The organism is Saccharothrix tamanrassetensis (assembly GCF_014203665.1).
Taxonomy (GTDB): domain Bacteria; phylum Actinomycetota; class Actinomycetes; order Mycobacteriales; family Pseudonocardiaceae; genus Actinosynnema; species Actinosynnema tamanrassetense.
The window spans coordinates 239,118-259,431 of record NZ_JACHJN010000001.1; the positions used below are offsets into that span (position 1 = coordinate 239,118).

The window sequence follows — 20,314 nt, forward strand, 5'->3', positions numbered from 1 at the left end:
GCAGCAGGGCGGCGGCCCGGCGGTCAGGTACCCGACTTCCACTCGTCGTGGTACTCGCCGAACACGGTGTGCAGGTGGTGTCCGATCTTGAGGTAGTCCAGGTCGTCCAGGTTGGCCAGGGACACCCGGACGGACCACGCCGGGCCGTCGAAGCCGCCGCCGTTGAGGAGCACGACCGACGCGTGTTCGGCCAGCCGGAACAACGGGTCGATCGGTTCGTAGGTGGATTCGAGGTGTGCGGCGAACTCCGCGCCGTACACGCGTTCGGCTTCCGCCAGCAGGTCGAGTTCCAGGTAGTAGCCGGCCCGTTTCGGGTCGTCGGCGATCTTCATGCCGGCGCCCTCGACGAGCAGTTCCAGGCGGGTGCGGACGATCTGCTGGACCTTCGCCTTGTACGCCTTGCCCTCGTCCTGCATGGCGAACAGGGAGAACAGCGCCAGCTGCACCTGTTGCGGCAGGCCGAGGCCGGCGGTGTGGTTGAGGGCCACCCGGCGGGAGTCCGCCACGAGGCGGTCGATGAACCGGATGCCTTCGGGTCGCAGGGAAAGGGTGGCGTAGCGGGCCCGCAGCCTGGCGCGTTCGTCCTCCGGCAGGCGGGTGATCAGGTCGTCGACCACGTTGTCGTCGTGCAGTCCGATCAGGCCCAGCCGCCAGCCGGTCGCGCCGTAGTGCTTGGAGTACGAGTAGACGAGCAGGGTGTTGCGCGGGAGGTCGGCCGCGATGGTGCGGAAGCCGTTGACGAACGTGCCGTAGACGTCGTCGGTCACGATGAGCAGGTCGGGGTTGTCCTTCTCGACGATGCCCTTGATCTGGTCGCGCACCCGGTCGGACAGCGCCAGCGACGGCGGGTTGCTCGGGTTGACCAGGCACACCAGCCTGATCGACGGGTCGGACAGCTTGGCCACCTGGTCGGCCGGGTAGCGCCATTCGCGCACACCGGCTTCCACGAACAGGTCGGCGTGGATCAGCTCCACCTCGAACCGGTACTCGTCCAGGGCCGGGATCTCGATGTACGGCGTGAAGATCGGCACCATCAGCGCGATGCGATCCCCCTTGCGCAGCACGCCGTTCGCGATCAGCGAGTCGAAGATGTAGCACATGGCGGCGGTGCCGCCCTCGGTGGCGAACAGCTTCAGCTCGGCGTCGGCGGGCCGGCCGTCGAACAGCTCGTCGTGCAGGTAGGCGCGCGCCACCTGTTCGGTGTGCGCCAGGATCCGGTCGGGCACCGGGTAGTTGTCGCCGGTGATGCCGTCGGTCAGCTCGTGCACCCAGGCGTCCGGGTCGAAACCGAAGCGCTCGACGCCCGACCGCACGGAACGGTCCAGCAGGTCGATGCCGGGGAGGTCCGGGTGCGCTTTGACGAACGCCCTGAAGCGCTCGGCGATCCCGTCCCGCGCGGGCATGCCGCCCAGGTTGTCGGCCGTCCACACCCGACGGCTCTCCGCCAGCGAGAAGTGGCCCAGCGCGTAGAACGCCTCGCGCGGACCGGTGGCGATCCAGTTCGGGTTGCCCCGGCCCGCGTTCAGCATCAGCAGCGCGGACCGGGTCTGCTGGTCGTCGTGGTGGTGCTCGGCGAGCCGGATGAACTCGCCCTTGAGCTCGAACGGGCTGAGCCCGGCCAGCTTCTCCATCTCGGCCCTGGTGTAGGACGACTTCGGCATGTCTGGCGCCTTTCTGCCGGCGTGCGGTCGACGGACTCGGTGGTTCCGGTCGGGTCGGCCCGGTCGGTCGGGTCGGGTCGGTCGTTCCGGTCGGCTCCGTGGTGCGGCCGGACCGGGTGGTGTCGCGGCGGTGCGGCGGGTTCAGTGGTGCAGCAGGACGATCACGGCGCCCCAGATGGTCAGCAGCACGTTGCCGACCGCGTAGGGGATCGTGTAGCCAATGGTGGGGATCTGGCTCCTCGCGGACTCGTTGACGGCACCGATGGCGGCCGTCGTGGTCTGCGCGCCGGCGAGCACGCCCATCAGGATCGGCAGCCGGAGCTTCAGCAGCCAGTACCCGACCGCGAAACCGACCAGCAGCGGCACGACGGTGGCGACCGCGCCGAGCAGCAGCAGGCCCCACCCGGCCTGCGCCAGGCCGCTGGTGAAGCTCGGTCCGGCGTTGATGCCGACCACGGCCACGAACAGGCACAGCCCGAGGGTGTCCATGAACCACTGCGCCCCGCCCGGCACGTTGCCGAACGTCGGGTACTTCGCCCGCAGCCAACCGAACACCAGGCCCATGATCAGCGCGCCGCCGGAGGTGGACAGGCTGATCGGCACGCCGCCCGCGTGCAGCGCGGGGATGCCGATGCAGCCGCCGAGGAAGATGCCCAGGCCCACCCAGGTCATGTCGGTGGCGAAGCTGGTCGGCACGGGGGTGCCGAGTTCCTTCGCCGCCGGGACGACCAGCCTCTGCGGGCCGGTGAGCAGCAACGTGTCGCCGCGTTCGAGGCGGGTGGACAGCCGGAAGGGGTACTTCGCGCCCGAACGGTGCATCTCGGTGACGAACACGCCCACCATGAACGGCTCGCGGCGCAGCTCGGCGATGCTCTGCCCCAGGTGCTTCTTCGAGCCCGCGACCACGTGCAGCGTCTCGGTCCGGTAGCCGAGCAGCTCGACGTCGTCGGCCTCCGGCCCGATCTCCCGCTCCGGGTCGAACGCCACCACGTCGCCGCGGATGGCGCTGACCGCGACCACGTCACCTTCGGCCAGCACGGTCTGCTGGTCCTGCGGCAGCAGCGCTCCCCCGCGCCGGACCCTGGTGAGGTAGATCCGCCGGCCCAGGGACGCCTGCTGCCGCTCGAAGGCCTCGATGGTCGTCCCCACCAGCGCGGGGTGCGCGACCGTGAACGCCCGCAGCACGACCTCGTAGTAGCCCTCGCCCAGGTCGGGGTCGTCGGTGCCCGCGTCCAGCTCGCGCGCCAGGTCGGCGCTCTCCTTCGCCAGGTCCCGCCCCACCAGCCGGGGCAGCACGTCGGCCAGCAGGATCGCGCACAGGACGGTGCCCAGCGGGTAGGTCACCGCGTAGCCGATGGCGACCAGGTTCTGCTGCTCGGTGACCTGCTCGGCGGACAGGCCGGGCAGGCTCCCGATCGCGTCGCCCGCCACGCCGATGACCGCCGACTGGGTGAGCGCACCGCCCAGCAGGCCGGCGCTCAGGCCAGGCCCGTAGCCCAGGAGCGCCGCGAACAGCCAGCAGACCAGCAGGCCCGCCACGCACACCACGAGCGCCAGCAGGACCTGGGGCAGCCCGTCCTTGCGCAGGCCCCGGAAGAACTGCGGACCCACCCGGTAGCCCAGGGCGAACAGGAACATGATGAAGAACAGCGACTTCACCGTGCCGTCGACCGGGACCTCGAACGCCCAGCCCAGCGCGAGCCCGGCGAGCAGGCAGCCGGTGACCGAGCCCAGCGCGATGGCGCGTCGCCTGATCCGGCCGAGCAGGAAGCCGGCCGCGACGGTCAGGAACACCAGCAGTTCGGGATACGGCTTGAAGATCTCGTCCCTGAGAAAGCTCATGTGTCCTCCGTGGAGCGTCCATCGAGGACGCCTCTCGCAGGCTAGGTCGGAGTTCCGGGACGCGCTGAGGGCATCGCCTGTCCGGGTGAACGCCGACGGTCCCCTGCCGGCGTGATCGACGCCGCCGGGGCATAGTCCGAACGCAGCGGAACCCGACCACCGGCGGGCTGCGACCGGAACTCTCGGCGTGAGGCGGGAACCGACATGGACTGGTTGAGGCACTTGCTCCAGGCGACGCCGGAGATCGCGCTGTTCGTCTGCCTGGCGCTCGGCTACCTGCTCGGCAAGCTGCGGGTCGGCCCGATCCAGCTGGGCGGCGTCTGCGGCACGCTCATCGTCGCGCTGGTCGTCGGACTGCTCGGCGTGTCCCTCGACGACCAGGTGCGCACGATCGCGTTCGCGCTGTTCATCTTCGCGCTCGGGTTCGGCGGCGGCCCGCAGTTCTTCGCCAACCTCAACCGGTCCGGGCTCAAGCTGGGCGTGCTGTCGCTGGTCGAGGCCGTGACGGTGGTGGTGCTGGTGCTCTCGCTGGCGTCGCTGCTGGACCTCGACGTGGGCACCGCGTCCGGCATCCTGGCGGGCGCGGCCACCGAGTCGGCCGTGGTGGGCACGTCCACCGAGGCCATCGGCAAGCTCGGGTTGCCCGGCGAGGCGAGCGCGGCGCTGGCGGGCAACGTGGCCACCGCGTACACCGTCTGCTACCTGTTCGGGCTGATCACCATCGTGCTGTTCACCAGCGGGCTGGCCCCCGCGCTGATGCGGATCGACCTGCGCGAGTCGTCCCGCGGGCTGCTGCACAGGCTGGGCGGCGGTGACGACGAGCCGGGCACCTCGCCCGCCCTGCCGGGGCTGGTCGGGCGCGCGTACCGGGTCGAGCAGGCCGCCGGGTGGACCGTCGCGCGGTTGGAGGCGGAACTGCCCGCCCGGGCCACCGTGGAACGGGTGAGCCGGGGCGGCGCGGAGCCCTCGGTCGGCCCGGACCTGGTGCTGGCGGCGGGCGACCTGATCGTGGTGGTCGGTGAACGGGCGGCGTTGATCGACGCGGAGTCCAGGATCGGGCCGGAACGCACGCGGCCGGAGTCACTGGGCAAAACCACGCTGGAGACGCGGGAGGTCGTGGTGACCTCGGCCGACCGGCCGCTGGGAGAACTGCGCACGCGCGGGGTGTTCCCGACCTCGCTGGCCCGCGGCGACCACCGGATGCCGCTGGCCGACCGCACGCAGGTGCGGCGCGGCGACGTGGTGACCCTGGTCGGCCGCCCGGCCGACCTGGACGGGGCGACCGAGCGGATCGGCTACGCGGTGCCGCGCACGATCGCCACCGACTTCGTGTTCCTGGGTCTCGGTGTCACGCTCGGGATGCTGATCGGCAAGCTGACCGTCCACCTCGGCTCGGTGCCGCTGTCCCTGGGCACCGGCGGCGGCGCGCTGGTGTCCGGCCTGGTGTTCGGCTGGTTCCGGTCCCGGCACCGGGCGATCGGCAGCTTCCCGCCGGCCGCCGCCACGCTCACCAAGGACCTGGGGCTGGCCACGTTCATCGCGGCCACCGGCCTGGCCGCCGCGCCGCAGGCCGGTCCGCTGCTGGCCGAGTACGGGGTGATGCTGCCGTTCGCCGGGATCGGCATGGTGCTGGTGCCCGCGCTGCTGTCGCTGTACGTGGGCCGGAAGCTGCTCGGGATCGAGCCGCCGATCCTGATCGGGGCGATCGCCGGCCAGCAGTGCAGCACGCCCGCGATCTCGGCGGTGACCGGCGTGGCGGGCAACTCCGTGCCGCTGATCGGCTACACGGTCACCTACGCGATCTCCAGCATCCTGCTCCCGCTGACCGGTCCGGTGGTCGTCGGGCTGATCGGCTCGTGAGCGTCACGGCTCGGTCGACGCCACGACGAGGCGCACCGCCTCCGGCAGCGAGCCGAGCCGCCGGACCCCGGGCGGCACCGGGGTGGACTGCCAGCCACCGCCCGCCACCGCCGGCAACGTGTCGAACCGTTCGAGCAGCAGGGCCAGCGGCACCCTCCGGGCCAGCTCCGCGCGGTGGGCCCAGACCACCACGACGGTGGGGCGCAGTTTGTCGACCGCGTCCACCAAGGCCTGCGGCGGGACGCGGGCGCCCAGGTTGCGCCAGGTGCGGCCCCGTTCGGACAGCGCGGCGGCCAGCGCCTCCAGCGGCAGCGTGTGCTGCTCGTCCGGCGCGCACGCCAGCAGGGCGGTCAGCCGGCCCTCCCGTTCGGGGTAGGGGACGCCGCGCAGGGCGTGCACGATGCCGGCGCCGGTGACGTGCTCGACCTCGACGCCCCGGCCCCGTTCGGCGGCCTTGCGGCCGAGGTCGACCAGGATCGGCTGGAAGACCTGCCGCCACGCGTCGACCACGCCGTGCTCGGCGATCAGGCCGAGCGCCAGCTCGCGCATCAGCGGCTCGTCGAGCCGCCGCGCCGCCCTGGCGAAGCCGCGCCGCGCCGATCCGGCGGACACCCGCCCGATCCCGGCGCGCCGGTCCGCCGCGACCTCGGTCGGAGCGGCTCCGCGCAGCACCATGGCGGCCGCGGCGGCGGGTGCGAGACCGCCGGCCGTCATGACCACCATGCGCCGCAGCAGCTCGACGTCGGCCGCGGTGTAGCGGCGGTGGTTGCCCTTGGTGCGGATGGACGGGCTCAGGCCGTACCGCTGGTCCCAGGTGCGCAGGGTGGTCGGCGAGATGCCGAGCATCGCGGCCAGCGCCCGGGGCGTCCACTCCGCGCGCGGCGGAACACCGCCGTCAGTCACCACGCCTCTTTCCCGACACCGGCTCGACCCTTGTCCTCAGTGGATGGTCGCGTAGCCGGGCGCGGACCTCTCGGCACCACCCGGGTAGGTCTCGTCCGACACCCGTGACTCCCTGATCGGTCCTTCGGCGGCGGAGCCCTGTCCGGTTCGATGCGCGCCGACCAGGTGTCCCCGCGCGGAGCTGCCGCACAGGTAATTCTAAATTCGATTCAGAAGCGTTGCAACTTAGAGCAGAATGGCTGCTCACGCCGGGTAAAATGACTACCCTGTCGGGTGCGGAGGGGGTCCGGTGAGCGAGTCACCAGTTTTACGTCAAGCGGTGCGCGCGGACGTGCCGCGGATCGCCGCGTTGATGCGGCAGTCTGCCACCGGACCGGCGCGGGTGCGGGTGCGGGCGATGTTCGTGCGCGACGACTGGACCGGCCGGGGCTTGGGTCGCGCGATCCTGGCCCGGTGTGAACGGGCGGCCCGCGCCGAGGGGTTCCGGTCGCTGGTCCTGATGGCCACCCTGCCGGGCGTGCCGCTCTACCAGTCGTACGGGTTCCGCGAGGTCGGCCGTACCCTGATGCCCCTGCCCGACGGCGTCGAGCCGGCCGGTGCGTCGATGGCCTACCCGCTGGACTGACACCGGTGCTGTGCGCCATCTCGCAACGCGGGACCTGCGACAGGTTCGCAGATACACTACAAGCGTAGACAATTCGCCGTATCCGAGGAGCACGATGCCCAAGGTCATCGACCACGACGCACGTCGGGAGCACATCGTCGACGTGACCTGGGGCCTGATCGTCCGGGGTGGCCTGGAAGCCGCCACCATGCGCGAGATCGCCACCGCCGCCGGGTTCGCCAACGGCGCGCTGAAGCGCTACTTCGCCAGCAAGGACGCCTTGGTGGAGGCCACTTTCGACCGCGCCCTGTCCATGGTGCACGCGCACATCGCCGGTTCGACGGCCGACCGCTCGGGCCTGGAAGCGTTGCGCGCCATGTGCTACGGCGCGATGCCACTGGACGCCAAGCGGGTGACAGCGGGCCGGGTGCTGCTCGTGTTCTGGCAGATGTCGTTGTCCAACAAGGCTTTGCACGACCGCTACCTGGAGCACCTGCGCGGCTGGCGCGGCCTGCTGCACGAGCACGTCCAGCGGGGCCGGGAGGACGGCGACATCCGCACGTCGACGCCCGACGAGCAACTGGTGGACGAGATCGTGCTGATGAACGCCGGCGCGAACGTGATGAGCCTGGTCGGTCCGCGCTACTCGACCAAGAAGCTCCAGAAGCAGCACCTGGACTCGTTCTTCGAGCGCATCACCCAGCCGTAGCCACCCCGCGCACCGGTCCGCCCCGCCGGGTGCTCGGCGCCGGACGCTCGACGGGGCGGACCGGTGCGGTCAGAAGACGTCGGTGAGGAACGCGGTCACGTCCGCGTGGGACACCGGGGAAGCCGGCAGGTCCGTGTGGAGGCCGTAGAAGCCGTGGACCTGACCGTCGTACCGCTTCAACGTCGTTGCCACACCGGCTCTTTCCAGTCGGGCGGCGTACTGCTCCCCCTCCGTCCGCAGGACGTCGTACTCCGCGATCATCACCAGCGCGGTCGGCAGCCCGGTCAAGTCCACCGCCCGTGAGGGCAGCAGGTGGGGGTCGTTCAGGTCCGACGGCGATGAGGCGTACTGCCGGAAGAAGAACCTCATCGCGTCGGCGGTCATCCCGAAGCCCTCGGCGCAGTCCGCATAGGACCGCGACCCGTCGTCGGGGTGCGCCGTCACGGGGCAGACGAGGACCTGTGCCGTGATCCGGGGCCCGCCGCGATCCCGGCTCAGCATCGAGATCACGGTGGCCAGGTTGCCGCCCGCGCCCTCGCCGCCGACGGCGATGCGGGAACCGTCGATCCCGTACTTCCAGCCGTTCGCGGCGAGCCACGTCAGCACCGCGTAGCAGTCCTCCGGCGCGGCCGGGAACGGGTGCTCGGGGGCCAGTCGGTACTCCACCGACGCCACCGCGACGCCGCCGTCCCGGCAGACGCGGCGGTTGGGGATCTCGTTCTCCTCCAGGCTGCCCAGCGTCCAGCCGCCGCCGTGCAGCCAGACGAACAGCGGCACGGGCCCGGTCACCTCGGGCAGGTAGAGCCGGACCCGCAGGTCGCCCGCCGGTCCGGGGACGGCCAGGTCGGTGACCGAGCGGACCTCGGCCAGGTCGTCGGGCGGCACCAGCCCGGCGGCGAACGCGGCACGGAGCTCGGCGGCCGTCTGCGGCGCCGTGCCCGCGGGTGGCGCAGCCGTGGCCGAGAGCATCTCGGCGACGGCGGGGTCGAGCGGCATGGCTCGGGACCTCCTGGTGGGGTGGCTACCAGGAGCCGTCGGCGTTGACCGCGCGGTCGGTCCACAGTGGATCGAGCGCGGCGCGGAGTTCCGCGCCGTGATCGGCGGCGAGGCGGAGCGCGCCGAGGTTGTCCTCCAACTGCGACAGCCTGCTGACGCCGAACAGCACGTTGGCGACGGCGGGGTTGGTCAGGCAGAACGCGATGGCGACCTGGGCGGCGCTCGCGTCGTACCGGGCGGCGACCTCGGCCACCTTGTCGGCGGCCTCGCGGATGGCGTCGCGGATGCCACCGGGGTCGGCGCCGATCTTGCGCTCGGGGAACTTGCGCCCGGCGAGGATGCCGCCCTCGAAGATGTCGGAGGCCTGCAACGCGAGCCGGCCGGAGGAGAAGTAGCCGCCGTAGAACTCGCCCTCGGCCATGGTGCGCCGGGCGATGCTGTACTTCAACTGGGCGAACGCGGGCGGTGTCAGGCCTTCCCGCTCGGCGAACTCCAGCGCGGTCGCCAGGTCCGAGGCGACCCAGTTGTTGACGCCCCAGGTGTCGAAGCGCCCGGCGCGGATCTGCTCGGCGACGTCGGTGACGATCGACGGGATGTCCGGCGGGGACATGTAGTCGCCGACCACCACGCTGTCGGCCTTCTCGATCCCGATGCGCTCCAGCGAGGTCGTCATCTGCTGCTCGAAGCTCGTCGTGGGGTACTCCCACAGCCACAGCTTCCCGCACAGGTGGTAGTCCTCGCGGGCGATCCCGGCGGCGCGCACGGCTTCGCCGAAGATGATGTCGGTGCGTGCCTGCTCGGCGTGCGGACCCATGTTGTAGTGCGCGACGTCGAACAGCGTCACGCCGGCGTCGACGGCGCGCCGCAGCAGCGCGACGGCGTCGTCGAAGTCCATCCGGTCCCAGGTGTTCCACGAGCCGAGACCGAACAGCGGCACCTGCGGGCCGCCGGGCCCCAACTGCCGGACCGGTACGCGGGCTGCCTCACCCATGAGCACTCCTCACTGACCACGGGAAGTTTCGGTTAGTCTACATACATAGACTAAAAGCCGGGAGATCCCCTTTAGCGGTGCCTATACTGTCACCGCTTCATCTACACCTGTTGACGGAGGACCACCGTGCCCACTCCCCCGCCCGCCGACCTCGTGCTCACCGGCGGCACGGTGCTGACCTTCGACCCGGACGACCGCGAAGCCGGGGCGCTGGCCGTCGCGGACGGTTCGGTGATCGGCGTCGGCGACGTCGGGCACCTCGTCGGCCCCGACACCCGCGTGGTGGACCTGCACGGCAGGACCGTGCTGCCCGGCATCAACGACTCGCACCTGCACGCAGCGTGGCTGGGCGCGCTCTGGCCGGACACCCTGCTCGGCGGCGGGGGCATGGGCGGCGAGCAGGCCGGGGAGTCGGCCGGACCGCTGGTCGCCGACGCCGAGGCGCGGCGGGCGGCGATCCTGCGCGCCGGCGAGGTCGTCTCCCGGCTGGGCATCACCAGCTACACCGAACCCGGCCTGGGCCCGGGCGAGGACGGGGGCCGGACCGGCTGCTTCTCCGCCGCCGTGCTGGACGAGTACACCGCACTGGCCGCCGCCGGCAGGCTCAACGCCCGGGTGACCGTGCTGCGGCTGTTCGGCGAACTGGACGGACCCAGCTCCCTGGCCGACTTCGAACGCGGCCTGGCCACGCCCGCCCCCGAAGCCGATCCGCGCTGGCTCAACGTGACCGGCGTGAAGATCTTCGCCGACGGCATCCCGCCGATGCGTTCCGCGTGGACGCACCGCTGCTACCACGACGGCACCTCCGGGCACCTGTTGGTGGACGGCGCCCAGGACACCGAGCGGGAAGCCAACCTGCGTCGGATGATCGACCTCGCGCACCGCGCGGGCGCGCAGATCGGCGTGCACGCGACCGGCGACCGCTCGATCGAGACGGTGGTCTCGGCGATGGCCGACGCGATCGCCGCGCACGGCCCGGCGGGCAGGCACTACCTGATCCACGGCGACCTGGTGTCCGCCGACGTGCTGGCCCGCCTGCCCGGGCTCGGCATCGGCCTGAACACCCAGCCGGGCATCGCGGCCGCCACCGGCCCGTGGCTGGCGGCGGCACTAGGCGACGACGCGCTGCGCGAGGCGTGGCCGCTGCGCGAGGCCTTCGCGCACGGCGTGCCGGTGTGCCTGAGCTCGGACGCCCCGGTGATCGAACCGGACTGGCGGCGCTGGGTCGCGGCGGCGGCGGAGCGGATCGGCGCCACCCCCGGCCCGGAGCTGATGCGCCGGCTGCTGCGCGCCTACACCGTGAACCCGGCGGTGCAGGACGGTGCCGAGTCGTGGAAGGGCTCGATCGAGGTGGGCAAGGTGGCCGACCTCTGCGTGCTGGAGGCCAACCCGCTGGAGCTGGCGCCCGCCGACCTGCCGCACGTCGGGGTGGCGATGACCGTGGTGGGCGGCCGGACGGTGTTCGAGCAGTCCTGAGCCGCGCCGCCGGCCGGTCCTCACCTGCCCGGCCGGCCGGTCCCTGCCTAGGCCGCCGGCCGCTCCGGACCGGTGGCCATGACGACGGCGGAGCGGGTCGTCCAGCCCAGCGCGGTGTACAGCCGCTGCCCGTCGGCACTGGCGAGGAGGATCCCGGTCCGCGCACCCCGTGCGGCGGCTCCGGCCGCCAACGCGCCCATGACCACGCTGCCGAGGCCGCGCCGCCGGTGGTCGGGATGCGTCTCGATCTTGTCCGCGATCGCGTCCTCGCCGACCAGGGCCGCCAGGCCGCTCGCGGCGACCTGGCCGGACTCGTGCCGGACCTCCGCCGTGAGCACCCGGCCGTCGCCCGTGGTGACGCACCGGTAGGGCGCGGCGGCGCCGGGTGCGGGGTGGTCGGCGAGGTCGCGGATCATGAACGCCTCGCGGGTGTCGCGGACCCGGAGCCCCGCTGCCCGCAACGTCCGCTCGACGTCCTCGGGCCGGCTCGTGGGGACGGTGAGCCAGGTCGGCTCGGTCCGGGCCGCCACCTCGCGGGCGAGCACCGGCAGCGAGTCCGGGTCGTCGTCGGCGCGCAGCGCGAAGACCTCGCTGTGCCTGCCGGGCAGCCCCAGTGCGAAGCACAGGCCTCCACCGGTCTCCTGCGGCGTCTCCCAGCCGCGGCACGCCTGCCACCCCCGCGCCCAGCGGCGGACCAGGTCGGCGATGGCCGCGTCGGTGCGCGGTGATGCGTGGCTCGTCATCGTCACCCTCCCCGGCCGCCGATCCTATGGCAGCACGGGCCCGGCCGCGCGGAGGTCAGCGAGCCGGCAGGACGGCCAGTCGCCCGTGGGCGGCCCGGTCGCCGGACGCCCCGGACAGCGCCCGCCGGGCCTCGGCGAGACTGGCCCGGACCGGGCCGGTCAGGTCGGTCGACTCGGGATCGGGCACCGGCACCAGCGCGTCCAGCCCGGCCCGGAGGTCTCCCAGCACCGCGTGGCAGCGCGCGATGTGGGCGCGAACCAGGATCTCCAGGTCCCGCGAACGGGACGCGGGCGAGGCGGCGCACTGCAGTCGCAGCGAGCGGTCCAGTTCCGTCAGCGCGTTCTCGGGCCGGTGCAACGCCAACAGCGTCGCGCCGGCCAGGTACGACTGGACTTCGGGACCGATCACCAGCATCGGGTGCCTGCCGTCCGCCGCGTCGGAGCCGGGCAGGGCCCGCCAGTCGGCGAGCGCACGCCGGGCGTCGGCGTCCATCCGGGCCGCCGCCCACGCCCGCGCCTGCTGGAGCAGCAGCAGTGCGTCGAGACCGTCCGCCGCGCGGTAGGTCGTGCCGTCCACGGCGAGCTGGGCCGACTCCACGAAGTGCCCCAGCCAGTACGACTGCCGGGCCTGCACGGCGCGGACCCAGCGGCGGGCGTCGTGCCGGTCGGCCAGGTCCGCCAGGTCCCACGCCGCGGTCGCGTGGTTGTGCGCCGCCTTGCGGTCGTCGAGGTCGTCGGCCATCCACGCCAGCAGCACGCAGCTCTTGGCCGCGTAGGACAGCAGCCGCACGCGTTGCGCCGGGCGCTGCCGCCCGTGCAGCAGTTCGGCGATCCGGTCGCGGAACAGGGTGGTGCGGTGCGCGAGGGTGCTCGGCGGCACGTAGGCGTAGGACTGGCCGATCGCGGACAGCTCCGCCTCGAACCGGTCGAACGCCGCCTCGTCCACGTTGGTGGCGGCCACCTCCCGGGACAGGGTCAGCGACTCGCACGAGTGCCGCACCAGTTCGGTGTGCCGGGCGGGCGGGGCGAGGTCGGGCACCTGCGCCGGTCGCGGGGTGGGCTCGTGGCCCTCCTCGTTCTCCGGCGCGGTGTCGTCGTCCAGTCCGGTCGGCCAGATCACGCTGATGTCGATCGGCTCGTTCAGGTGCTCGGACAGGATCTCCGCCACGGCGTACGGGATCCGGCGCCGGGGATAGGCACCCTTGAGCCAGTGGTAGGGCGCTTTCGGGCTGATCGTGCCGTCGCCGCACCGACGGTTGATCTCCCTCGCCAGTTGCTCCGGCGGCCAGCCGAGGCGGTCCAGGAAGGTCCGGAGGTGGGTCGGCGTCGTCACGAGAACCCCTATTTTCACGGCGGTCACAACGGTCGGTGTCCGGTGCACCCAATGTACCGATGCACCCACGCAGGGTGAGCGATTCGGTCATCCCAGGGCTCCCGTCGCGAAGGTGCGCACCCAGCGCCGCGCACCGGGAGGGTCCGCGCCGAGCACCATCTCCGCGGTTGCCGGGCCGGCCGTCAGACCGTGCCGCTCAGCCCACGTGACCAGGGCCGGACCGCTTGCCGGCAGATCGATCCGGAGCGGTCCGCCGACGTCCCGGGCGAGGTCGGCGACCAGCGTCGCGGCCACCCGCTCGTCGACCGCTACCACAGGTCCCAGCACGTGGGACCGCGCGCCGCGCCAACTCATCCCGTACCCGAGCGGACCGTCCGGGCCGTCGACCACGCGTGCCACCGTCGCCACGGAGAAGAGGTTGGCGAGCACCGCGGGCCGCGACGCGCCCAACGCCGTGGCGTCCAACCGGACCAGCGCGGGCAGGTCGCCCACGTCCGCCGTCCGGCTGGCCGGCCGGCCGGGCACCTCCGGAGTGCCGCTGTACCGGACGTACCCGCCGACCGGGCGGAACCCGGCGGCGCGGTACAGCGGCGCGCCGGCCGGCGTCGCGGTGAGCCACACGGTCGCCGCCGTGGTCCGGTCCACCGCGGACCGGACCAGCGCCGTGCCGACCCCGCGCCCGGCGTGCCGGCGCGCGACGAGCAGCGCGCCGACCGCGGCGAGCGCGGGGCCGTACTCCACGACGGACACCGTCGCGGCCAGGCTGCCGTCCGGGTCCTCGATCCCGTACACGCGGCCGATTTCGAGCAGCAGCAGCCACGCGCGGGTCTCGGCGGCCCAGTCCCGGTCACGGGCCAGGGCCAGGCAGCGCGGCAGGTCGCCGATGCCCAGCTCCCGGACCTCGGCGGCGACCGTCACGGCACCCGTCCCACGACCGCCGCCACCAGACCGAACCACTCGGCCATGTCCCGGCCGTCCGGCGTGGCGTGGAACCGCGCCAGGTCGTCCTCGGCGAGCAACCCGTCGGCCACCAGCACCGGGCCGATCTGCTCGACCGTCGCGCGCAGCCACTCGTGGTGCTGCTCGCCCCAGCCGTCCCAGCCGGCCAGGGACGGCGCGAGCCGCACCGACACGTCGGCCAGACCGAGCCGCGCCACCAGCGCGGGCAGCCGGCGGGTCCACCGCATGTCGCCGCCCTGCGCGTTCATCCGGTCCACCACGGCCTGGACGACCTTCGCCCAGCCCGGGTTGGCCGTCTCGTCCGACGGGAACCAGTAGCCGTCCACGGTGACCAGCCACCCGCCCGGCGCGATCCAGCGCACCAGTTCGGCCAGCACCTCCTCCCGCTCCGGCAGGTGCTTGAGCGCGGAACGGGTGTGCACCAGGTCGAACGAACCCGCCGGGAACCGGTCCTCCCGCGCGTCGAACGCGAGCACCCGGAGGTTGGGCGCGGCGTCCTCGTCCAGGTAGCGCGGGTCGATGTCGGCCGCGACCACCTCGCCGCGCGGGAACCGGCGCGCCAGCCAGTAGGCCACCGAACCGCGCCCGGCGGCGAGGTCCAGGCAGCGCGGCGCGTCCGGCAGCGGCAGCCCCTCCACGGCGGACCGGCTGACCGGGTCCAGCGCCCGCTCCAACAAGAGGAGCCTGTTGTCCTCCAACGGGTTGTCCTTGCTCAGCACACCCGTGCCGTACGGGTCATGGCGCATCGGAACGAACCTCCCCAGTGGACCGCGGCGGGGTGAAGCGCACCGCGGTGACCGCCCAACTGAAACCCATCGCGCTGGTCGCGAACAGCAGCAGGTCGCCCGGCCGCAGCCTGCGGTCGTCCAGCAACGACCGCAGGGCGATGAACACGTCCACGCCGCCCATGTGCCCCAGGCGGTCGTAGTTGAACACGCTCCGCTCCGGGGGGATCCCCAGCTCACCGAGCACCTTCCGGTGCATGTCGCGGTCCCCGTGGTTGACCAGGAACCAGGCCACGTCGCCGACGCCCTGCCCGACGTCGGCCAGCACCCGGTCGGTGAGCTCGGTGAAGTGCCCGAGGTAGGCCGCCGTCAGGCCCGGCCGGTGCGGCTCGCGCCGGATCACCACCCGGTCGTCGCGGACCACGCCGTGGTAGTAGTGCGACCACGTCGGGTCGGTCCGCATCCGCGACCCCAGCACCTCGAACGACACGCCGTCCCGGCCCAGCAGCACCGCGCCGGCCGCGTCGCCGAAGTTGAACAGCTCCTTCGAGCCGGGGTCGTCGTGGTCGACCATGGTGCTGAGCCGGTCCGCGACCAGCACCAGCACCACGTCCGCCCGACCCAGCTCGATCTTGTCCAGCGCCACCGAGATCGCCGTCGCGGCGGCGTTGCAGAAGTTGGCCACCTCGAAGCAGTGCGCGTTCGCGATGCCCAACTCGGCGGCGGCGTGGGCGGCCGGCGACCAGAACGGCACGTCCCACTCCCCCGACCCGGCGTACACCACGTGCGTGATGTCGTCCGGCGCCGCGGCGGAGCGCTTGAGCAGCGCCTTGGCCGCCTCCACCGCCAGGTCGACCGACCGCTCGCCCGGCCCCAGCGCCGGGAACTCCGCGCTGTGCGTGATCCGCAGGACGTCGGGCAGCGGCAGCCCGGCCCTGCGCGCGACCGACCCCAGGTCCAGGCGACCGTCCGGGAAGGCGACCTCGAAGTCGACGACACCGGCCACGTCAGCCCACTTCGATGCTGACCCGGTGCACCGTGCGCCCGACGCCCGGCTCGACGTCGGTCGCGGCGTGCAGGGTGGTGCGGGTCTTCCAGACCACCAGGTCGTGGCGCGTCCAGCGGTGCTCGTAGACCCGCTTCTCGTCCTGGATCAGCTCGTCCAGCAGGTCGAAGAACGCGGCGTTCTCGTTGTGGTCGAAGCCGATCACCGAGTCCAGGTACTCCGGCGCGCCGTAGAGGAACTCGCGGCCGGTGTGCGGGTCGGTCTGCACCAGCGGGTGCTCGACCTTCGGGTGGTGGTGGTCGATCCACGCCTTCAGCTCGGCGACCGAGAGGCCGACGTGGTCCTCCCGGATGCGCAGTCGCTTGGCGACGCTGTGCAGCGCCGTGCGGCCGGCGATCTTCTGCTTCCACTCCTCCGGCAGCCGCTCGTAGACGTCCACCGCGCTGGCGAACAGCGTGTGGCCGCTCGTGCCGGGCACGTTGACGCCGTGCAGCATGGTGTACGGCGCGGGGTCGGCGACGAAAGTCGAGTCCTGGTGCCAGAAGTTGCCCACCCTGGCCACGCCGACCGGGCGGTTGTCGCGCACCTCGTTGGAGGAGATCATGATCTCCTTGATCTCCGGGTGCCGGTAGCGCTCCAGGACGAACGGCACCGGGGTGCCGATCCGCGACGCCAGCTCCACCTGCTCCCGCGGGGTCAGCTCGATACCCCGCACGATGACCAGTTCGTGCTGGTTCAACGCGTCCAGGAACTCGCCGAACACGTCGTCGCGCTCCAGGTCCGCGTACCCGACGCCGGTCAGCTCGGCACCGATGAACTCGGTGATGGGTTCGACTGCCACTACACCCTCCTGACATTCTCCAGCGCGAGACTCTCGTCCAGCGCGTCCACGAAGCGGATGACGTCCTCTTCGGTGCGGTAGGGCGGCACCGTGACCCGGAGTCGCTCCGAGCCGGCCGCGACCGACGGGAAGTTGATGGGCTGCACGTAGATCCGGTGGCCGACCAGCAGCCGGTCGGCCACGCCGCGCACCGCCTCGTTGCCGGGCACCAGCACCGGGATGATGTGGTCCTCACCGTCGATGAACGAGATCCGCCTGCGCCGCAGCTCGTCCTTGAGCAGCTTCGACCGCGCGGCGACGGTGGCCCGCAGGTCGGAGCCCGCCTGCACGAGGTGCAGGCCGGCGGCGGTGGCGTCCAGCGAGGACTGCGGCAGCGAGGTGGTGAAGATGAACCCCGGCGCGTGCGACCGCACGTAGTCCAGTGCGACGTCCGGCCCGGCGACGTACCCGCCGACGGTGCCGAGCGCCTTGCCGAACACGCCCTGGATGAACGTGGGGCGGTCCTCGCCCAGTTCCTCCGTGACACCGGCACCGGTCGGGCCCTTGACCCCGATCGCGTGCGTCTCGTCCAGGTAGGTCAGCGCGTCGTAGCGGTCGGCGAGGTCGCAGATCTCGGTCAGCGGAGCCAGGTCCGCGTCCATCGAGTACACCGACTCGAACACGATCAGCTTCGGCGCCTCCGGCGGGCACTCCCGCAGCGCCGTCTCCAGCGCGTCCACGTCGTTGTGCCGGAACACGTGCCGTTCCCGGCCCGAGCGGCGGATGCCCTCGATCAGCGAACGGTGGTTGGCGGCGTCGGAGAACACCACCAGGTCCGGCACCGCGGCGAGCAACACGCTGAGCGTCTCGAAGTTCGCGGTGTAGCCGCTGGAGAAGATCAGCGCGCGTTCCTTGCCGTGCCACCTCGCCAGCCGCTCCTCCAGGTCGACGTGCGTGGTGCTGGTGCCGCCGATGTTGCGCGAGCCGCCCATGCCGGTGCCGTGGCGGACCGTGGAGGCGACCTGCGCCCGGATCAGCTCGGGGTGCTGGCTCAGGCCCAGGTAGTCGTTGCTGCACCAGACCTCCACCTCGTCCCGGCCGGTGCGGCCGGGGTGCGCGGCGGAGTGCGCGGTGGGGAAGAAGTGCCGGTAGCGGCCCTCGGCGCGCAATCGGGAAATGCCGTCCGCGAAGGTGCGGAGCACCGCGGACGAACGGGTGGCCGTTCCCACCGGGCGCCGCCCGGCGCGCGAATTCGATTCGGCCTCAGCAGTCGTGGACATGTTCCGCCCGCATTCCTGGTAGTTCACCGGAGTTCCGCCGTTCAGCCCATTCCAGATCACCCGGAAAGCGGCACGGCCAGGATAACCAATGTTTCACGGAGTCCCCCTTGAATGTCCGTTCGAATAACGTTTTTACCCGCCGGCCGGACTACCCGGAAGGTGAGTGGGCCGGTCAACTCGGTCAACACCCGGGTCAACTTGGTCAGGGGCGTCCACCAGGAGGGATCGGGGAAAGAACGGCGCGACCCGGCGTCCCACCACCCGGACGGCTGACCAAATTGACCACACTGACCGGCGGAACGTGGCCGCGCGGTGGTCCGAAAGTGCGATGATCCGCCCGGACAGTCCACCGCAGGCATCCACAGAGCGGGTCCGGACGGTTTCGAATGAATGAAGAGCTCTGTTCCCGAGCTATTCCCAGGAGGTTGGACGACATGCCAATCGCGGTCTTCGCGCTGGCACTGTGCGGATTCGGGATCGGCACCACCGAGTTCGTCGTGATGGGCCTGCTGCCCGAGGTCGCGCGCGATCTGGAGGTCGGTGTCACCACCGCGGGTGTGCTGATCTCCGGCTACGCGGTGGGCGTGGTGTTCGGCGGACCGCTGCTGGTGGCCCTGGGCATCCGCGTGCCGCGGAAGCGGATGCTGCTGGCGCTGATGGCGATCTTCGTGGTCGGCAACCTGGTCTCCGCGCTCGCACCCGGCTACGCGCTGCTGATGACCGGCCGGGTGGCCACCGCCGTCTGCCACGGCGCGTTCCTCGGGCTCGCGTCCGTGGTCGCCGCCGACCTGGCGGACTCCGGGCGCACCGCCCGCGCGGTCGCGCTGGTGTTCGCGGGCGGCGCGATCGCCAACGTCGTGGGCGCGCCGCTGGGCACGTTCGTCGGGCAGAACTTCGGCTGGCGCACCACGTTCTGGATGCTCGTCGTCATCGGGTTGGTCGGCTTCGCCGGCATCGCCCGCCTGGTGCCGCACCGCACCGCGTCGACCACGGCGAGCCTGCGCGACGAACTCGTGGTGTTCCGCCGTCCCCAGGTCGCCCTCGGCCTGGCCATGACGGCCCTGAGCATCGGCGCGCTGTTCACGTCGTTCACCTACGTGGCGCCGATGCTGACCGAGGTGACCGGTTACGCGGAGTCCGCACTGACCCCGCTGCTGGTGCTGTTCGGCGTCGGCCTGGTCGCGGGCAACACCGTCGGCGGCAAGCTCGGCGACCGGATCGGCCTCATCCGGACCTTGGCGCTGGCGCTGGGCGCGCTGACCGTGGTGCTGGCCGTGTTCACGGTGACCGCCCACTCGAAGGTCCCGGCCGCGGTCACCCTGCTGCTGGTCGGCTTCGCCGGCTTCGCCACCGTACCGGGACTGATGACCAGGGTGATCGGCAAAGCGGTCGACGCGCCCACGCTGGCGGCGGTCGTCACGGTGTCGGCGTCCAACGTCGGCATCGCGCTGGGCGCGTGGCTGGGCGGCGTGGCCATCGACGCGAACCTCGGCTACACCGCGCCGAACTGGCTGGGCGCGATGATGGCCGGCGGGGCGCTGCTGCTGACCCTGCTGTCCGGAGCCCTGGACCGCCGGGCGCCGCTCGACCCGGCCGAGCCGGTCGCGGCGGAACCCCGTCCGGCGACCAGCTGAACAGCACCCGCCGACCTGTGGCGGGCGGTTCGGAGGCCCCCCAGCTCCGAGCCGCCCGCCACACCCTTGTCCGGACTCGGCACCCGAGCGCACCCGCTGCCTCGGGTGGTCATGCGTCGGACCGCCAGCGGGGCACGCACGGCGGCCGGTAGCGGGCGCACCGGCCGCCGCTGGAACCACGTGAAACTTCTTCGCAAATAGCCGGAAGCGGTCAATGTCCGACTCGGCGCGGCGCCCGGTGAAACCCCGCACTCCCGTCGGACGACGTGAACCCAAATCAAGGGAGAAATGGCGTCGATCCGGACTACGCCTCTCGCAGTAGTTCCGGTTGCTCTCGGTCAAATGACGACTTCAGGCTCTTGACGCCACTTCCGCACGTCCCCGATGATCGAGCGACCGGCCCGGATTGCACACGGCGTTATTCGCCGCCACCGCCGGATAATCAACCGATTCTTCGGAGGAGGTTCCGTGCGCGTTCTCCGCCTGCTCGTCGCGGCGCTCCTCGGGATCTCCGTCGTCGTGGGCATCCGGCTCGCCGATTCGGCCGACCATCGCGAAGCCACCGGGCAGCAGCCCCTCCTCGCGGCTCCGACCACCACGCACCTCCACCCTGACCTGGGGTTCGTGGAAGAGGCGGCACCCGGCGAACCCGTCGTCACGATGCTGCGGACCACCGTCCGCACGGTCGTCGCCGTCCTCGTGACACCGACCGCCGGCCGCGTCGAGGCGCAGGTCGCCCGCGGTCCGCCGAACGGGCGCTGAATCCTTCCC

Annotated in this window: 18 protein-coding genes; 6 read left to right on the forward strand and 12 right to left on the reverse strand. The window is 72.2% G+C overall.

All coding sequences use genetic code 11. From position 1 onward, the window contains the following. Positions 1-23 precede the first annotated feature (23 nt). On the reverse strand, positions 24-1,661 hold the full coding sequence (locus FHS29_RS01060; RefSeq protein ID WP_184687348.1) for a bifunctional aspartate transaminase/aspartate 4-decarboxylase: 1,638 nt from the start codon (positions 1,659-1,661) through the stop codon (positions 24-26). Positions 1,662-1,802: 141 nt separating this feature from the next. Continuing rightward, positions 1,803-3,503 carry an aspartate-alanine antiporter gene (aspT, locus tag FHS29_RS01065; protein ID WP_184687350.1) on the reverse strand — a complete coding sequence of 567 codons (1,701 nt, stop codon included), beginning with the start codon at positions 3,501-3,503 and terminating at the stop codon, positions 1,803-1,805. Between the two features lie 204 nt (positions 3,504-3,707). Here aspT (FHS29_RS01065) and aspT (FHS29_RS01070) point away from each other — a divergent pair, with 204 nt between their 5' ends. Beyond that, positions 3,708-5,363: an aspartate-alanine antiporter gene (gene aspT / locus FHS29_RS01070; protein WP_184687352.1), complete on the forward strand. Its 1,656-nt coding sequence runs from the start codon at positions 3,708-3,710 to the stop codon at positions 5,361-5,363. Positions 5,364-5,366: 3 nt separating this feature from the next. On the opposite strand, the gene FHS29_RS01075 is transcribed toward aspT (FHS29_RS01070), so the two are convergent. After that, complete coding sequence (locus FHS29_RS01075) at positions 5,367-6,266, reverse strand: MerR family transcriptional regulator (protein ID WP_312864681.1); 900 nt, start codon at positions 6,264-6,266, stop codon at positions 5,367-5,369. Positions 6,267-6,585: 319 nt separating this feature from the next. Here FHS29_RS01075 and FHS29_RS01080 point away from each other — a divergent pair, with 319 nt between their 5' ends. Beyond that, positions 6,586-6,891 carry a GNAT family N-acetyltransferase gene (locus FHS29_RS01080; RefSeq protein ID WP_312864682.1) on the forward strand — a complete coding sequence of 102 codons (306 nt, stop codon included), beginning with the start codon at positions 6,586-6,588 and terminating at the stop codon, positions 6,889-6,891. 94 nt (positions 6,892-6,985) lie between these two features. Then, positions 6,986-7,579: a TetR/AcrR family transcriptional regulator gene (locus FHS29_RS01085; protein ID WP_184687353.1), complete on the forward strand. Its 594-nt coding sequence runs from the start codon at positions 6,986-6,988 to the stop codon at positions 7,577-7,579. A 69-nt stretch (positions 7,580-7,648) separates the two neighbouring features. Here the strand turns inward: FHS29_RS01085 and FHS29_RS01090 are convergent, their stop codons facing one another. Both FHS29_RS01090 and FHS29_RS01095 read right to left on the reverse strand, forming a co-directional pair. Continuing rightward, positions 7,649-8,575, reverse strand: coding sequence for an alpha/beta hydrolase (locus tag FHS29_RS01090; RefSeq protein WP_184687355.1), 927 nt, complete (start codon positions 8,573-8,575; stop codon positions 7,649-7,651). A gap of 25 nt (positions 8,576-8,600) precedes the next feature. After that, positions 8,601-9,566, reverse strand: coding sequence for an aldo/keto reductase (locus tag FHS29_RS01095; RefSeq protein WP_184687357.1), 966 nt, complete (start codon positions 9,564-9,566; stop codon positions 8,601-8,603). A gap of 126 nt (positions 9,567-9,692) precedes the next feature. Here FHS29_RS01095 and FHS29_RS01100 point away from each other — a divergent pair, with 126 nt between their 5' ends. After that, positions 9,693-11,042 carry an amidohydrolase gene (locus FHS29_RS01100; protein ID WP_312864683.1) on the forward strand — a complete coding sequence of 450 codons (1,350 nt, stop codon included), beginning with the start codon at positions 9,693-9,695 and terminating at the stop codon, positions 11,040-11,042. A gap of 47 nt (positions 11,043-11,089) precedes the next feature. On the opposite strand, the gene FHS29_RS01105 is transcribed toward FHS29_RS01100, so the two are convergent. The 7 genes from FHS29_RS01105 to hemA form a co-directional block, all read right to left on the reverse strand. Beyond that, positions 11,090-11,785 carry a GNAT family N-acetyltransferase gene (locus FHS29_RS01105; RefSeq protein ID WP_184687359.1) on the reverse strand — a complete coding sequence of 232 codons (696 nt, stop codon included), beginning with the start codon at positions 11,783-11,785 and terminating at the stop codon, positions 11,090-11,092. Between the two features lie 55 nt (positions 11,786-11,840). After that, a complete protein-coding gene (locus FHS29_RS01110) occupies positions 11,841-13,118 on the reverse strand; it encodes an NsdA family TPR-like regulatory protein (protein ID WP_184687361.1) in 1,278 nt (425 codons plus the stop codon). A gap of 87 nt (positions 13,119-13,205) precedes the next feature. Beyond that, the gene (locus FHS29_RS01115; protein WP_184687363.1) at positions 13,206-14,036 is read right to left on the reverse strand and encodes a GNAT family N-acetyltransferase; all 831 of its coding nucleotides are present in this window, start codon (positions 14,034-14,036) and stop codon (positions 13,206-13,208) included. Further along, positions 14,033-14,824, reverse strand: a complete 792-nt coding sequence (locus FHS29_RS01120) for a class I SAM-dependent methyltransferase (protein ID WP_184687365.1) — start codon at positions 14,822-14,824, stop codon at positions 14,033-14,035. The genes FHS29_RS01115 and FHS29_RS01120 overlap by 4 nt, the downstream gene beginning before the upstream one ends. Next, the gene (locus tag FHS29_RS01125; RefSeq protein ID WP_184687367.1) at positions 14,814-15,809 is read right to left on the reverse strand and encodes a 3-oxoacyl-ACP synthase III family protein; all 996 of its coding nucleotides are present in this window, start codon (positions 15,807-15,809) and stop codon (positions 14,814-14,816) included. Before FHS29_RS01125 ends, FHS29_RS01120 begins: the two co-directional genes overlap by 11 nt. A gap of 1 nt (position 15,810) precedes the next feature. Next, positions 15,811-16,650, reverse strand: a complete 840-nt coding sequence (locus tag FHS29_RS01130; protein WP_184687369.1) for a TauD/TfdA dioxygenase family protein — start codon at positions 16,648-16,650, stop codon at positions 15,811-15,813. Further along, complete coding sequence (gene hemA, locus FHS29_RS01135; RefSeq protein WP_221455255.1) at positions 16,650-17,831, reverse strand: 5-aminolevulinate synthase; 1,182 nt, start codon at positions 17,829-17,831, stop codon at positions 16,650-16,652. Before hemA ends, FHS29_RS01130 begins: the two co-directional genes overlap by 1 nt. Before the next feature lie 512 nt (positions 17,832-18,343). Between hemA and FHS29_RS01140 the strand changes: the two genes are divergently transcribed. Together FHS29_RS01140 and FHS29_RS01145 are read left to right on the forward strand one after the other, a co-directional pair. Next, complete coding sequence (locus tag FHS29_RS01140) at positions 18,344-19,543, forward strand: MFS transporter (protein ID WP_184687373.1); 1,200 nt, start codon at positions 18,344-18,346, stop codon at positions 19,541-19,543. A gap of 468 nt (positions 19,544-20,011) precedes the next feature. Next, the gene (locus FHS29_RS01145; protein WP_184687375.1) at positions 20,012-20,305 is read left to right on the forward strand and encodes a hypothetical protein; all 294 of its coding nucleotides are present in this window, start codon (positions 20,012-20,014) and stop codon (positions 20,303-20,305) included. Positions 20,306-20,314 lie beyond the last annotated feature (9 nt).

Excerpts from the sequence above, each read along its gene's own strand:
- FHS29_RS01140 (WP_184687373.1), top strand. The coding sequence starts at position 18,344 with ATGCCAATCGCGGTCTTCGCGCTGGCACTGTGCGGATTCGGGATCGGC.
- FHS29_RS01090 (WP_184687355.1), bottom strand. The coding sequence starts at position 8,575 with ATGCCGCTCGACCCCGCCGTCGCCGAGATGCTCTCGGCCACGGCTGCG.
- FHS29_RS01060 (WP_184687348.1), bottom strand. The coding sequence starts at position 1,661 with ATGCCGAAGTCGTCCTACACCAGGGCCGAGATGGAGAAGCTGGCCGGG.
- FHS29_RS01085 (WP_184687353.1), top strand. The coding sequence starts at position 6,986 with ATGCCCAAGGTCATCGACCACGACGCACGTCGGGAGCACATCGTCGAC.
- FHS29_RS01105 (WP_184687359.1), bottom strand. The coding sequence starts at position 11,785 with ATGACGAGCCACGCATCACCGCGCACCGACGCGGCCATCGCCGACCTG.
- aspT (WP_184687350.1), bottom strand. The coding sequence starts at position 3,503 with ATGAGCTTTCTCAGGGACGAGATCTTCAAGCCGTATCCCGAACTGCTG.
- FHS29_RS01095 (WP_184687357.1), bottom strand. The coding sequence starts at position 9,566 with ATGGGTGAGGCAGCCCGCGTACCGGTCCGGCAGTTGGGGCCCGGCGGC.
- FHS29_RS01120 (WP_184687365.1), bottom strand. The coding sequence starts at position 14,824 with ATGCGCCATGACCCGTACGGCACGGGTGTGCTGAGCAAGGACAACCCG.
- aspT (WP_184687352.1), top strand. The coding sequence starts at position 3,708 with ATGGACTGGTTGAGGCACTTGCTCCAGGCGACGCCGGAGATCGCGCTG.